Annotated in this window: 12 protein-coding genes and 1 pseudogene; 2 read left to right on the forward strand and 11 right to left on the reverse strand. The window is 70.6% G+C overall.

What is annotated here, in order from left to right:
- Position 1: 1 nt before the first annotated feature.
- Positions 2-1,282, reverse strand: coding sequence for an amidohydrolase family protein (locus R2B38_RS40900; RefSeq protein ID WP_318020851.1), 1,281 nt, complete (start codon positions 1,280-1,282; stop codon positions 2-4).
- Positions 1,283-1,365: 83 nt separating this feature from the next.
- Between R2B38_RS40900 and R2B38_RS40905 the strand changes: the two genes are divergently transcribed.
- A complete protein-coding gene (locus tag R2B38_RS40905; RefSeq protein ID WP_318020852.1) occupies positions 1,366-2,541 on the forward strand; it encodes an Lrp/AsnC family transcriptional regulator in 1,176 nt (391 codons plus the stop codon).
- Positions 2,542-2,584: 43 nt separating this feature from the next.
- The gene (locus tag R2B38_RS40910) at positions 2,585-3,382 is read left to right on the forward strand and encodes an alpha/beta hydrolase (RefSeq protein ID WP_318020853.1); all 798 of its coding nucleotides are present in this window, start codon (positions 2,585-2,587) and stop codon (positions 3,380-3,382) included.
- Here the strand turns inward: R2B38_RS40910 and R2B38_RS40915 are convergent.
- The 10 genes and pseudogenes from R2B38_RS40915 to R2B38_RS40965 form a co-directional block, all read right to left on the reverse strand.
- A complete protein-coding gene (locus R2B38_RS40915) occupies positions 3,336-4,124 on the reverse strand; it encodes an IclR family transcriptional regulator (RefSeq protein WP_318020854.1) in 789 nt (262 codons plus the stop codon). The genes R2B38_RS40910 and R2B38_RS40915 overlap by 47 nt on opposite strands.
- Positions 4,121-4,912, reverse strand: a complete 792-nt coding sequence (locus R2B38_RS40920) for an alpha/beta fold hydrolase (protein WP_318020855.1) — start codon at positions 4,910-4,912, stop codon at positions 4,121-4,123. The genes R2B38_RS40915 and R2B38_RS40920 overlap by 4 nt, the downstream gene beginning before the upstream one ends.
- Positions 4,909-5,909: pseudogene (locus R2B38_RS51400) on the reverse strand (ABC transporter ATP-binding protein). The gene R2B38_RS40920 and the pseudogene R2B38_RS51400 overlap by 4 nt, the downstream one beginning before the upstream one ends.
- Positions 5,902-6,939 carry an ABC transporter ATP-binding protein gene (locus R2B38_RS40935; RefSeq protein ID WP_318020857.1) on the reverse strand — a complete coding sequence of 346 codons (1,038 nt, stop codon included), beginning with the start codon at positions 6,937-6,939 and terminating at the stop codon, positions 5,902-5,904. Before R2B38_RS40935 ends, R2B38_RS51400 begins: the two are co-directional and overlap by 8 nt.
- On the reverse strand, positions 6,936-8,516 hold the full coding sequence (locus R2B38_RS40940) for an ABC transporter substrate-binding protein (RefSeq protein WP_318020858.1): 1,581 nt from the start codon (positions 8,514-8,516) through the stop codon (positions 6,936-6,938). Before R2B38_RS40940 ends, R2B38_RS40935 begins: the two co-directional genes overlap by 4 nt.
- Before the next feature lie 57 nt (positions 8,517-8,573).
- The gene (locus R2B38_RS40945) at positions 8,574-9,455 is read right to left on the reverse strand and encodes an ABC transporter permease (protein WP_033280478.1); all 882 of its coding nucleotides are present in this window, start codon (positions 9,453-9,455) and stop codon (positions 8,574-8,576) included.
- Entirely contained in the window at positions 9,445-10,407 is a 963-nt protein-coding gene (locus R2B38_RS40950) for an ABC transporter permease (protein WP_318020859.1), read from the reverse strand. Before R2B38_RS40950 ends, R2B38_RS40945 begins: the two co-directional genes overlap by 11 nt.
- 13 nt (positions 10,408-10,420) lie before the next feature.
- Positions 10,421-11,755 carry an amidohydrolase family protein gene (locus R2B38_RS40955; protein WP_318020860.1) on the reverse strand — a complete coding sequence of 445 codons (1,335 nt, stop codon included), beginning with the start codon at positions 11,753-11,755 and terminating at the stop codon, positions 10,421-10,423.
- A 157-nt stretch (positions 11,756-11,912) separates the two neighbouring features.
- Positions 11,913-12,233 carry a ferredoxin gene (fdxA, locus tag R2B38_RS40960; protein WP_318020861.1) on the reverse strand — a complete coding sequence of 107 codons (321 nt, stop codon included), beginning with the start codon at positions 12,231-12,233 and terminating at the stop codon, positions 11,913-11,915.
- Between the two features lie 2 nt (positions 12,234-12,235).
- Complete coding sequence (locus R2B38_RS40965; protein WP_318020862.1) at positions 12,236-13,249, reverse strand: NAD(P)/FAD-dependent oxidoreductase; 1,014 nt, start codon at positions 13,247-13,249, stop codon at positions 12,236-12,238.
- Positions 13,250-13,257 lie beyond the last annotated feature (8 nt).

The following is a 13,257-nucleotide window of genomic DNA, read 5'->3' on the forward strand; positions in this document are numbered from 1 at the left end:
GTCAGCGCGGCTGCGCCGCCGGCAGCAGATCCTTGCGTACGACGCCGTCCTGGACGACGCACACGATGTTGCCGGGATCGCCGAGCACGCCGATGTCCGCGAGCGGGTCGCCGTCGCACAGGATCAGGTCGGCGGTCTTGCCCGCGGTCAGCGTGCCCAACCGGTCGGACAGGCCCAGGAGTTCGGCGGAGACGCGGGTGCCGGCGACGATCGCGGTCATCGGGTCCATGCCGAGGTCCACGAGGAAGCGCAGCTCCAGCAGGTTCTGGCCGTGCGGGCAGACCGCCGCGTCGGTGCCGAGCGCGATACGGGCGCCCTGGTCGATGGCGCGGGCGATGTTCTCCTTGGTGATGCCCGACCAGCGGACCTTCTTCTGGTAGTGGTGCTCCGGCATCAGGTCCTTGTCGATGCCCGCGAACACAGTGGACAGCGTCGGCACGACGAACGTGCCCCGCTCGCCCGCCAGGTCCAGCGCCCGCTCGTCCAGGCCGTAGCCGTGCTCGATGCTGGTGACGCCGCCGCGGATGGCGTTGATGATGCCCGCGGTGCCCTGCGCGTGGGCGGCGACCGGTTTGCCGCCGTGGCGCCGGCACTCGTCCACCACGGCCCGGATCTCCTCCTCCATCAGCCCCTCGTCCTCGGGCTGGTCGTAGGGGCTGGCCATGCCGCCGGACGCGCAGATCTTGACCACGTCGGCCCCCGCGCGGATCACCTTGCGCACGGCGAGCCGGGACTCGTCCACGGTGTCGGCCAGTTCGGCCATCTCGCCGCCGCTGAGGTCGGTGCCGTCCAGCATGCGGAAGTCGGCGTGCCCGCCGGTGTGGCTGATGATCCGTACGGCGGTGTGCAGGCGGGGGCCGACGATCCGCCCGGTCTCCACGGCGGTACGGAACCCGGTGGACAGTCCGCCCAGGTCACGGGCGGTGGTGATACCCGCGTCCAGGGTCTGGCGCAGCCGGGTCGCGGTGTCGTAGGTCACCAGGACCGGGTCGAGTTCGCCACGCCGCCCGGGCGGCGAGCCCTGCGCGTACGCGAGGTGGGTGTGGCAGTCGAAGAACCCGGGGAGCACGGTCCGGCCGCCGGCGTCGATGATCCGGACCGGGGAGCCGTCGGCGGGCACGGGTGGGGCCGTAGCCGCTGGTCCGGCGTAGGCGATCGTTCCCTCCGCGTCCGCGACGACGACGGCGTCATTCACCGGGAGCGCACCGGTACCGTCGACGAGGCGGGCGTTCTCGACGCGCAACATGGTCCGAAAGGTCTCTTGCGTCATGGCATCCGTCATGGTGGGGCCGAATCACTCCTCGGTGTCAGGAACCTCGGTGTCGGGGAACCTCGCTGTCAGGAACAGGCGAAAGGGAGTCTGCAATGGACGAGATAACCCCGCGCTACGGTGCAGCTTCCGATCCTGATTTCAGTCGGGCGCGCAGGAATACGCCGTCCCAGGAGGCGCAGGATTTCGCTGCCGCGGATCTCGACGAACTGGACCGCGGAGTCGTGCACGCGCTGCAGATCCACCCCCGGGCCCCCTGGACCCTGATCGGCGACGTCCTCGGCGTGAATCCGGTGACGGCCGCGCGGCGCTGGCAGCGGCTGGAGGAGGCCGGGCTCGCCTGGGTGACCGCTTACCCGAGGCTGTCGGACTCCCGGATCGTGGTGACGGGCATCGTCGAGGTCGACACCGAACCCGGCGTCGCGGAGGACGTGGCACGCGCCCTCGCCGCCGAGCACGCCGTGGCCAACGTCAAGATCACGGCCGGCGGCCGCGACGTCGTCACCGCCGTACAGACCAGGGACCTCGACGAACTCGCCCACCTCACCACCCGGCTCTTCCAGCAGACACCGGGCGTCCGCGCCACCCGCACCCACGTCTCCACCGGCGTCCCCACCGAGGGCAGCCGCTGGCGCCTGCGCAGCCTGGACGCCGCTCAGTGCGCGCGCATCGAGGCGAGCCACGCCTCCGACATCCCGCCCGACCCGGGCACCGGGACCACCACGCCCTGGGACTCCCTGGACGCGCAGATCCTCGAACTCCTCAGCTCCGACGGCCGGATGTCGATCCGCGCCCTGGCGACCGCCACCGGCGTCGGCGTCACCACGGTCCGCCGCAGACTCCAGTCGCTGCTGGCCTCCCGCGTGAGCCTGCGCTGCGACCTCGCCCGCCGGCTGTCCGGCTGGCCGCTGGCGGCGGTGTACTTCGCCTCCGTGCCCGCCCAGCACCTGGAGGAGACCAGCCGCGTCCTGTCGGGCATCCGGGAGGTCCGCTCGTGCGCGATCACCGCGGGCCCGCACAACCTCGTCATCGACGTCTGGCTGCGCGCGCTGGCCGACGTGCACACCTTCGAGGCGCATCTCTCGCGCCGTCTCCCGCGCCTGGTGATCGACGACCGCTCGGTGGTCCTGCGCACGGTGAAGCACATGGGCCGCATCCTGGACCGCGACGGCCGCTGCGTCGGCGTCGTCCCGCTGCGCGAACCCCAGGGATCCCACCTCCCCACCGACAGCCTCCTCGCCGTCCCGGACGACAGGAGCCTCTGGCGATGACACCCCGAACTGCCCTTGCTGTGACGCCTGTTGAGGAGCACTGATGCGGTCCACGTACCTCCCCGGCGCAGGCGGCCACCTCCGCTGGCTCGACCTCCCGGGCGACGGCCCCGCCCGCGTGTACCTTCACGGACTGGGCTGCGCGGGCTCGGCCGACTTCACGGGAGTCGCGGCTCTCCACGGCGGACGCGCGATCGTCGTCGATCTCCTCGGCCACGGCTTCAGCGACCGCCCGAAGGACTTCCCCGGCACGCTGGAGGCGCACGCCGAGACGGTCGCCGCTCTCCTGGACCACGAGGGCATCGAGGACGCCGTCCTCGTCGGCCACTCGATGGGCGGCGCCATCGCGATCGTCCTCGCCGCGACCCGCCCCGACCTGGTCTCCGGGCTCGTCGTGGCCGAGCCCAACCTGCGCGCGGGCGGCGGACTTTACAGCGCGGCCATCGCGGCCCGGTCCGAGGAGGACTTCGTCAGCCGCGGATTCCGTACGCTCCTGTCGATACTGGATGCCGACTACGCGGCCCGCGTCCGCACGGCCGACCCCGCGATCCTCCACCGCAGCGCCGTGAGCCTGGTACGCGGGACGACTCCGGGCACGGCGGAACTCTTCTACGGCCTGCCCCAGCCGAGGGTGATGCTCATCGGCACCCGCAGCCGCCCCTACGCGGACGAGCCCGCCGTGCGGCAGGCCGGCATCCCGGTCGTCCTCGTCCCCGACGCGGGCCACCACATGATGCGCGACAACCCCGAGGGGTTCGTGGCGGCCTTGGCCGAGAGCGGTGCGGGGCCCGCTGTCAGTCGGGAGCGCGGAGGGACTCGTAGCGAGCGAGTCGGGTCGTGATGACGCTCGATGCCCGGGTGAGGGCGGTGAGCAGGCGGGTGATCCTGCTGCCCGCCGTGGGCGCGATGACCGAGAGCGCGCCCAGGTAGGCGCCGCCCGCGCCGCGCACGGGCACCGCGACGGCGAGATAGCCCAGGCGCCGCTCCTCGACCTCGACGGCGTAGCCCTGCTCCCGAACACGCTTGAGTTCACCGGGCAGTTGGGCGGGGCCGAGCGTGTGCGGGGTGCAGCGGACCGCCAGCGGGAGGACGCTCGCCAGTGGGTACTGCTCGGGGAGCAGCGCCAGGGTGAGCTTGCCCGCGGCGGTGCTGTGCAGCTGCAGGCGCCGGCCGTCGGCGGTGGAGCGGGCGTGATTGCGGTGCGTGCCGATGTTCTCGACGCACAGCAGCTCGGAGTCGTGCGGGATCGCCAGGATCACGGCGTTGTCCAGGTTCTGCGCGAGGCCCTCGATGACCGGCCTGGCCGCCTCGCGCAGCGTGCGCTGCTGGGGCGAGCGCAGGCCCATCGTGTAAAGCCGTACGCCCAGGCGGTAGTTGCAGCCGTCCCGCTCCAGGAAGTCGGTGGCCACCAGTTCCTGGCAGAGCCGGTGCACGGTGGCCTTCGCGATGCCGGTGCGGGATCTCAACTCGGCGAGGCCCAGGGAGAAGTCGTCGTCGCCGAAGGCCGACAGGATCAGACTTACCTTGCCGAGCACCGAGTTGGGCCGCTCGCCGGACTCCCGGACCGCGCCGGCGGTGGTCATCCCGCCGCCACCCAGTCGAGGATGTGCCGGGAGAACTCCTCGGGGAGCTGCTCCGGCACGGGGACGTGTCCGCCGGGAATGACCCGTGTCTCGCAGCCGGCGTCCGCGAACTTCTCCAGGCCCGGCATCGAGAAGTGGTCCCCGGACGCGCAGACGGCGAGCGTGCGGGCGGTGACGAGAGGCAGCCGCTGGTCCATCATCGAGCCGCGTACCGCGACGTGCCCTTCCTCGACCCGGTCCAGCACGGTCAGCGCGTCGATCATGAACCGGTTGAGGGCGGCCTCCTCGCCGGGCTGGTAGAACTCCCGCCTGCGGTTCCACAGTTCGAGCAGATGCGAGCCGTCCGGCTGCGGTACGACATGGTCGACTGCCTTGCGCTGGTCCGCCGAACGCCGCTTCTCCTCGTCGATGAACGGCGTCGCGGACAGGAACAGACTCGCCACCCGCTTCTGGTGGCGTGCGGCGAGTTCCACCGCGATCACCCCGCCGGTGTGGTGGCCCACGAGGTGGAAGCGCTCCAGGCCGAGTTCCTCGATCAGCGCGTCGGCCGCGTCGGCCCACCGCTCGATCGTGTGCGGCCCCTCGGGTTTCGCGGATGCCCCGAAACCCAGGGTGTCCATGGCGATGGTCCGGTGCGTGGCCCCGACGCGGGGGAGTACATCCAGGTACTCGGTCCAGGAGCGCGGTGTCTGATGGAGCATCAGAACTGGTTCGCCCGTGCCGCATTCGGCATAGTGCAGCTGGCCGAACGGGCTGGATACATAGCCGCGGCGCAGTGTGTCGGTCATGAGTGACCCCCTGGTTTGTGGCACGCGGTCAGATGGCCCGGTGTCCGTTCGGTGAGTGCGGGGCGTTCGCTGCGGCAGTGGTCGTCGGCCAGCCAGCAGCGCGAGGAGAAGGGGCAGCCGGCCGGAATGTCGGTCGGCGAGGGCAACTCGCCCTTGAGGACGATCTGTTCGCCCGGCCCGGTGTCGTCGCCGGGCTCCAGGACCGACGAGAGCAGGGCCATGGAGTACGGGTGCTGCGGAGCCTCGAACAACTGCCGCGCCGGGCGATCTCGACGATCGACCCGAGGTACATCACGGCGACCCGTTGGCTCAGATGGCGGACCACGCCGAGGTTGTGCGAGATGAACAAGTAGGCGATGCGGTCCCGCTGTTGGATCTCCTGGAGCAGATTGAGGATCTGCGCCTGGATGGAGACGTCCAGCGCCGACGTCGGCTCGTCGAGGACGATCACCGACGGCTGCGGGGCCAACGCCCGGGCGAGTGCGAGGCGTTGACGCTGGCCGCCGGAGAACTCGTGCGGATAGCGGCCGGCCGCCGCCGCGTCGAGCCCGACCTCCTCCAGGACTTCCGCCAGCCGGGCGCGCCGGTCGGTGCGCGGCACCCCACGTGCACGCAACGGCTCCTCGATGCTCGCCCCCACCGGAAGCCGGGGGTTCAGCGAGCCGTTGGGATCCTGGAACACCATCTGCACCGCACGCCGGAACGCCTTCAGGTCGGCGCTCTTCGGCTGGTGCGTCATGTCCTTGCCCTCGAAGCGCACGGCGCCCCGGGTGGGACGGTACAGCCTGGTGGCGATCCGGCCGAGCGTGCTCTTGCCGCACCCGGACTCGCCGACCAGGCCGACCGTCTCACCGGGGTTCAGGGCCAGGGAGATGTCGTCCACGGCCCGGACACCGGAACGGCCCGGGCGGCGTCCGAACTCGTGCCCGATACCGGCGAGTTCGAGCAGCGGCACCTGGGTGTCCGCGGCGGTCTTGTCCAGCTGTGCTTCAGTCATCGTCTCCTCCGGCTGCGGTCGGGGCGTCCTCGATGTCACGCCAGCAGCGCGACACCCACCCTTCGCCGACGGGCCGCAGCGGCTGGGGCTCGGCGCAGGCGTCGGCGGCCAGCGGGCAGCGCGGCGCGAAGCGGCACCCGGGCAACTTGCGGGCGTCGTCCGTGAGTTGGCCGCGGATCGCGGTCAGCGGGGTGCCGTCGCCCTCCCGCATCCGGGGCACCGCGGCGAGCAGCGCCCGCGTGTACGGATGCCGGGGCGCGTTCAGCACCTGCTCGACCGTGCCGGACTCCACCGCCTGACCGGCGTACATCACCTGCACCCGGCTGCACATCGCGGTGATGACCCCGAGGTCGTGCGAGATGAGCAGCATCCCCATGCCGTGCTCCTCCTGGAGCGAGCGCAGCAGTCGCAGGATCTCGGCCTGCACGGTGACGTCCAGGGCGGTCGTCGGTTCGTCGGCCAGCAGCAGGCGCGGGCTGCCCGCCATCGCGATGGCGATGACGACGCGCTGGCGCATGCCGCCGGACAGTTCGTGCGGGAACTGCCTGGCCCGGCGCTCGGGGGAGGGGATCTCCACCAGGCGCAGCAGGTCCACCGCCCGCTCCTGCGCTTCCTTCCGGCCGGCCTTGCCGTGGATGCGCAGCACCTCGGCGACCTGCGCGCCGACCCGCATGCACGGGTTGAGCGAGGTCATCGGCTCTTGGAAGACCATCGCCACGCGGTCGCCGCGCAGGCTCTCCAGCTCTTTCGGCGCGCTGCCCAGCAGATCCGTGCCGCACGCCTCCAGCCGGTCGGCGCGGACGTCGGCGCCGGAGCCCAGCAGCCCCATGGCGGCGAGGGCGACGCTGGACTTGCCGCAGCCGCTCTCGCCGATCAGGCCCACCACTTCGCCCTGTTCGACGCGGAGATCCACACCGGAGACGACGTCAGATCCGCCGAATCCGATGTGCAGCCCCGAGACGTCGAGGACCGGGCCCGTGCCGTCGGACCCGGTGGCGGCACGGGCGGGCGTCAAGGTGTCGGCTTTCACGCGGACAGCCAGGCGTTCTTGAGGTTGAGCCGGGTCGCCGTGGCGTCCGGCTGGTAGCCGTGCAGCTTGTCGCTCCACGCCTCGCCGCGCACCGCCTTGGCGTACGGCACCAGGAGGTAGGCCTCGTCGGCGATGTACTGGGCGAGCTGGTGGTAGAGCGTGATGCGCTTCGCGTTGTCCTGCTCGCTCTTCGCGGCGGCCATCAGGTCCCACAGGTGCGGGTCCTTGACCTTCGTCGCCGGGCTGCCCTTGGCGAACCACAGGTCCAGGTACTGGCTCGGGTCGGCGTTGAGCACGCTGGTCATCATCACCATGTCGGTGTACTCGCCGGCCAGCACCTTCGGAACGACACTCGCGAACGGCACGAGCTTGAGGTCGAGCGTGATGCCCACCTTGGACAGCTGCGCCTTCATCAGCTCCATGGCGGAGATGTCGGGGCCGTAGGCCGGGTCGCTGGGGGCGAGCAGCTCGATGGTGACCTTGCTCTTGCCCGCCTCCTTGAGGAGCGCGATCGCCTTGCTCTGGTTCTGTGTGTACATCGGGTCGGCGGCCGTGGGCGTGATGCCGTACGGGTCCTGCGGCGGGATGACGTAGCCGAAGGTGGCGGAGCCGCTGCCCAGCGTCTTGATCAGGGTCGTGCGGTCGATGGCGAGGTTGAACGCCTCCCGGACCCGCTTGTCGGCGAGCGGTCCGCTGAGGGTGTTCATGTTGAGCCAGACACTGGAGACGATCGGCCCGTTCGCCTCGGTGACACCGCTCGTCGTCTTGACGTCGCTCACCATGCGCAGATCGCGGAAGGACAGCAGCTGCACCGAGTTGGAGCGCAGCGAGGCGACGCGCGAGGTCTCGTCGGGGATGAGCCGGTAGATCACCGTGTCGAGGTACGGCTTCGGCTTGTCCCAGTAGCCCTTGTGGCCGGAGAGCTCGATGGAGATGCCCTTCGACCACTTCTTCAGGGCGAAGGGACCGGTGCCGTTCTCCGACTGCTTGAGCTGGTTCCCGGTGCGGGACGTCGTCCACTTCTTGCTCATGATGGCGCCGCTCCACGGGCGGGCCAGGAAGTTGTACAGCGACGGCTGCGGGGCGCTCAGCTTGATCTCGATCGTGCTCGCGTCCGGCGCGGTCACCGTCTTGATCTTGTACTGCTGGGTGTACGGCGACTTGATCGCCGGGTCCATCAGCCGCTCCAGGCTGAAGATGACGTCGTCGGTGGTGAGCTTGGTGCCGTCGTGGAAGGTGACCCCGTCGCGGAGCATGAACCGGTAGGTGGTGGCGTCCACCTGCTGGTAGCTCTTGGCGAGCCCGGGCTTGATCTGGCCCTTGCTGTCCAGGCTCAGCAGGCCCTCGTAGAACTGCGCGACGATCTGCTGGTCGAAGTAGGCCTGGGCCACCTGCGGGTCGAAGCCGACCGTGGGCTCCCCGTCGAGGCCGATGGTGAGGGTGCCGCCGCTGACCGGTTTCCCGGAGGTCTTGCTCGCCGTGGTGGCCGTACCGCCGCAGGCCGCCAGCATCAGGCCGGCCAGGGTGCTGCCGCCGAGGGCCAGCGCGTTTCTGCGGGAGAGGGTGTGGTTCGTCATCAGGACCGCCTGTTTCTCAAGAACGTGAGGGTGAAGTGACGTGGTGCGGGCGCCTGTTCAGGGCGTGCGGCGCTTGCCGCGCGGGTTGAGCTGTTCCTGGAGGCCGTCGGAGATGAGGCCGAAGGCCGCGGTGGCGATGGCCAGGGTGATGCCGGGGACGATCACCAGCAGCGGGTCGTCCTTCATGTAGCGCTGGCCCTCGAAGATCATCCGGCCCCAACTGGGCGTCGGAGGCTGGATACCGAGGCCCAGATAGCTCAGGGACGCCTCGACCAGGACGCAGGTCGCGGCCGTGTTGGCGTACTGGACGAGCGCGGAGGACAGCACGTTCGGCAGCACATGGCGGCCGATGATCACCGGGGTCGGTACGCCCGCGATGCGCGCCGCCGACACGAAGTCCCGCTCGCGCACGGTGAGCGCCGGAGCCCGCACGATCCGCGCGAAGTAGGGCACGAAGATCAGCCCCATGCCCCCGATGAGGACCCACATCCCCGGGCTGAAGACCGACACCAGCACAAGTGCCAGCAGTACAGAGGGAATGGACATCGCGGTGTCCATCGCGGCCATCAGCACCGCGTCCAGCCGCCGCGCGTTGTAGCCCGCGACGAGACCGATCGGGATGCCGATCAGCGCGGCCAGCGTGGTCGCCCCGAAGGCCACCATGAGGGACTGGCGGGCCGCCCCGAAGGTCCGGGTGAACAGGTCGCGGCCGAGGTTGTCGGTGCCCAGCCAGTGGCTCCCCGAGGGGCCGGTGAGCAGCGAGTCGCTGACGTCCGTCGTCGAGTAGCGGCCGAAGACGCCGATGAGCAGGGACAGCACCACGATCGCGAGGAGGACGCAGACACCCGTGGTCAGGGTCGCGTTCCAGCCGAGGCGGGGCCTCCGTAGTCGGCGCGCCGCGGGCACGGTGACGGCGGGCGCGGTGGATTCAACCGTCACGGCGGGCTCCAGTCGTCCGGATGCGGGGGTCGATGAGGGGGTAGACCAGGTCGGTCACCAGGTTGATCAGCACATAGGAGGCGCCCAGCGCGAGGATCGCGCCCTGGATCACCGTGAAGTCGTGCTGGGTGATGGAGTTGACGATCAGCGAGCCCAGGCCGGGCAGGGCGAAGACCTGCTCGACGATGACCGTGCCGCCGACCAGCACCCCGAGCTGGAGACCGCCGGCGGTGACCACCGGCACCAGCGCGTTGCGCAGCGCGTGCCGCAGCATCAGCCGCCGGCGCCCCGCGCCCTTCGCCGCCGCCGTCCGCATGAAGTCCTGGCCCTCCACGTCGAGGACGGCGGCCCGCATGTAGCGGCAGAGCGTCGCGCCGAACGGGATGCCCAGGGCGATCGCCGGGAGCAGCAGCACCTGGAGGTTGAGGAGCGGGTCCTGGGAGAACGGCACGAACGAGAACAGCGGCCAGGTTGGTGCCAGCGTGCTCACCAGGAGAACCATCACCGTGCCGACCACGAACGGCGGCACGGCGAGCCCCATGAACGCCGCGCTGTTGACCACCCGGTCCTTGGCGCGCCCCTGGTGCATCGCCGACCAGATGCCCGCCGGGATGCCCCACAGGACCGCGATCACCGCGGCGTAGACGGCCAGTTCGAGGCTCACCGGAAGCCGGTCGGCGACCTGCGCGCCGACGCTCTGCCCGTCCAGCAGGGAGGAGCCGAGGTCGCCCCGGACGGCGTGCCCGATCCAGCTCAGGTACTGCGACCACACGGGCTGGTCGAGGCCCAGCTGCTGGGTGATCTGGGCGCGCAGCTGGGGCGTCGAGTTCTCGCCGGCGATCAGGGCCGCCGGATCACCGGGAACCAGATGCGCCAGGGCGAACACGATGGCGCTGAGGCAGAGGACCACCGCGAGCGAGCGGAGCACACGGATCGACAGATAACGCAGCACTGGATCTCTCCCCTTATATCGCGGCGGCCGGCGCCGAGGCCCGGGGCGTCGTACGGGTCGGTTCGGAGGGACGGAGTCGCGCGGTGAGCGCGCCGGGGACGGCATCGGCCGCGTTCGGGTCGATCGCCCGGCCCTCGCGGAACACCGCGCGCAGTCGGCGCCGATCGCTGAGCACGCTCAGATCGGCGAGCGGGTCGCCGTCCACCAGCAGGAGGTCGGCCCACCTGCCTGGGGCGACCGTCCCCGTCCTGGCCCCGAGACCGAGGGCCTCGGCGGCGGCGGAGGTCGCCGCGACCAGGACCTCCGCCGGCGTCATGCCGATCTGCTCGTGCAGCAGCACCAGTTCACGGGCGTGATTGCCGAACCGCATCGTGTTGGAGGAGTCGCTGCCCGAGATGATCCGCACCCCGGCCCGATAGGCACGGCGTACGGACATGAGCCGGCGCTCGCGGAGCAGCTCCGCCTTGTCCAACTGCTCGGTGACCAGGCCGCGTTGGCGCCCGTGCTCGGTCATGAACTCGCTGATCGACAGAGTCGGGCAGAGGAACGTGCCCTGCTCCAGCATCAGTTCGACGAGATCCTCGTCGAGGTCGGAACCGTGCTCCAGCGTGTCCACCCCGGCGACCAGCGCGGCCGTGATCCCGGCCCGGGTGTGCGCGTGGGCCGCGACCCGCAGGTCCAGGGCGTGCGCCTCGTCGACGATCGCGTCGATCTCGGCGTCCGTGTAGTTGCGCCACGAGGTCTTGTCGCCGACGGAGAGTGTGCCGCCGCTCGTGCAGATCTTGATCAGGTCCACGCCCATGCGGGCGTACTCCCGGACCCGCTTGCGGCACTCGTCCGCGCCGTCGGCCGGCGGCCACATCCGCTTCTCGTCGAGGGTCGCCGGGCAGAACATGTCGCCATGCCCCGCCGTCATACCGACGAGTCCTGACGCGACGACCCGCGCCCCGTCGAGGACGTGCTCGTCCATCACGTGCTTGACCGCCACCTCGGGCAGCGAACCTGCCGTGTCCCGGACCGTGGTGAAACCGGACCGCAGCGCCTCACGGGCGTTGGCCGCGGCATGCAGGGTCTGCTCCTCGGTCGACGTCAGCATGTTCCACAGCTGCACGTCCTGGGGGCGGGAGCCCGCGTTGGACCGCAGGTGCACATGGCAGTCGACGAGACCGGGCAGCAGGGTCGTCCCCCGCAGGTCGTACACCGTGTCGGACGGGGTCGTCGCCACGCTGTCCGCGTCGCCCACCTCGGTGATCACGGCGCCGTCGATCACCACGGTCGCGTTCGTCCGTGCGGCACCTCCGGTGCCGTCGATCAACGTCATTCCGGCCAGGACTGTTCGCTCCGTCATAGGACCGTGTTCACTCCTCTCCGTGGGAACTGGTAAGGAGGAGTGTGGGCGGGCGAGGATATGCCGGTGTTGCGGTGCAGCTTTCGCTTGGAATTCCCTCGGGGCGCGCAGGATTGCGCCACCCCTGGAAACGCAGATTTGAGCCACTCACCGAAGATCACAGCGAGTTCACGAAGGCCGTGTCGGCGCCCACCGGTCCCAGCGCGGTCGCCCCGCCGGGGCTGCCGAGCGGTGCCGTACGGCCGGACAGGGGCTCCTCGAAGAAGCGGCGGTTGTCTGCGCGGAACTCCGGGTCGGCGAGCCGGTCGACGGTGATCGCCTGCTCGGGGCAGGCCGTCTCGCAGGCGCCGCAGTCGATGCACTCCACGGGGTTGATGTAGAGCTTGCGCTCGCCCTCGTAGATGCAGTCGACCGGGCACTCCTCCATGCAGGACCGGTCCATGATGTCGACGCAGGCCGATCCGATGACGTAGGCCATGACTAGTTCTCCTTCTCGGTGGAATGGCCGGGGAACAGCGCGGCCTCGGGGTCGATGACGGTGGCCGCGTTGTTCACGGCGGTGGCGGCCTCGCCGAAGCCGACGGAGATCAGCCGCACCTTGCCCGGGTAGTCGGTGATGTCCCCGGCGGCGAACACGCGGGGCAGATTCGTCGCCATCCGCGTGTCCACGGCGATCCGCCGCGCCTGGAGTTCGAGCCCCCAGGTCTGGAGCGGTCCAAGGTCGGCGATGAAGCCGAGGGCGGCGACGACGGTACGGGCGGGCAGCAGCCGGACGGTCTTCTCCACCCGGTGCCGCACCTCGACCTGCTCGACCCCCAACTCGCCGTGCAGGGCGCTCACTTCGGAGTCGGTGATGATCTCGATGCCGAGCGCGCGCACCTTCTCCACGCTCGCCGCGTGCGCCCGGAAGCGCGCACTGCGATGGACGAGGGTGACGGACCGGGCGATCGGGGCGAGCAGCGCCGCCCAGTCGAAGGCACTGTCCCCGCCGCCGACCACGACCACGTCATGACCGGCGTGCTCGGCCGGGTCAGGCACGAAGTACACCTGCCCGCGCCCGAGATGGCCCTCGCCCGCCGGCAACGCCCGGGGCGTGAACGTCCCCACCCCGCCCGTGATGACAACTGCCTCCGCCCGCACGGCCGTTCCGGTGTCGGTACGGACTACGGGACGGCCCTCGCGGTCGTGGGCCAGATCGACCGCCCGCTCCCCGAGGAGATACCGGACGCCGTACGGCGCGGCCTGCGCGACCAGGTTGTCGACGAGGTCACGACCGCGCACCGACGGGAACCCGGCGATGTCGAAGATGGGCTTCTCCGGGTACATCGCGCTGATCTGCCCGCCGCACTGCGGCAGGACGTCCATCACCGTGACCCGCAGTCCGCGGAAGCCGGCGTAGTAGGCGCCGTAGAGGCCGGACGGGCCGGCGCCGATGATCAGGATGTCGGTCTCGATCACCGGTGACTGGACCGGCGCATCTATAGGAACGCTCATGGTTCAGG

Source organism: Streptomyces sp. N50 (assembly GCF_033335955.1).
Lineage (GTDB): Bacteria > Actinomycetota > Actinomycetes > Streptomycetales > Streptomycetaceae > Streptomyces.

What these genes read in the sequence shown, in the direction of transcription:
- R2B38_RS40900 (WP_318020851.1), bottom strand. Translation starts at nt 1,282, where the DNA reads ATGACGGATGCCATGACGCAAGAGACCTTTCGGACCATGTTGCGCGTC.
- R2B38_RS40910 (WP_318020853.1), top strand. Translation starts at nt 2,585, where the DNA reads ATGCGGTCCACGTACCTCCCCGGCGCAGGCGGCCACCTCCGCTGGCTC.
- R2B38_RS40905 (WP_318020852.1), top strand. Translation starts at nt 1,366, where the DNA reads ATGGACGAGATAACCCCGCGCTACGGTGCAGCTTCCGATCCTGATTTC.
- R2B38_RS40920 (WP_318020855.1), bottom strand. Translation starts at nt 4,912, where the DNA reads ATGACCGACACACTGCGCCGCGGCTATGTATCCAGCCCGTTCGGCCAG.
- R2B38_RS40955 (WP_318020860.1), bottom strand. Translation starts at nt 11,755, where the DNA reads ATGACGGAGCGAACAGTCCTGGCCGGAATGACGTTGATCGACGGCACC.
- R2B38_RS40915 (WP_318020854.1), bottom strand. Translation starts at nt 4,124, where the DNA reads ATGACCACCGCCGGCGCGGTCCGGGAGTCCGGCGAGCGGCCCAACTCG.
- fdxA (WP_318020861.1), bottom strand. Translation starts at nt 12,233, where the DNA reads ATGGCCTACGTCATCGGATCGGCCTGCGTCGACATCATGGACCGGTCC.
- R2B38_RS40965 (WP_318020862.1), bottom strand. Translation starts at nt 13,249, where the DNA reads ATGAGCGTTCCTATAGATGCGCCGGTCCAGTCACCGGTGATCGAGACC.
- R2B38_RS40940 (WP_318020858.1), bottom strand. Translation starts at nt 8,516, where the DNA reads ATGACGAACCACACCCTCTCCCGCAGAAACGCGCTGGCCCTCGGCGGC.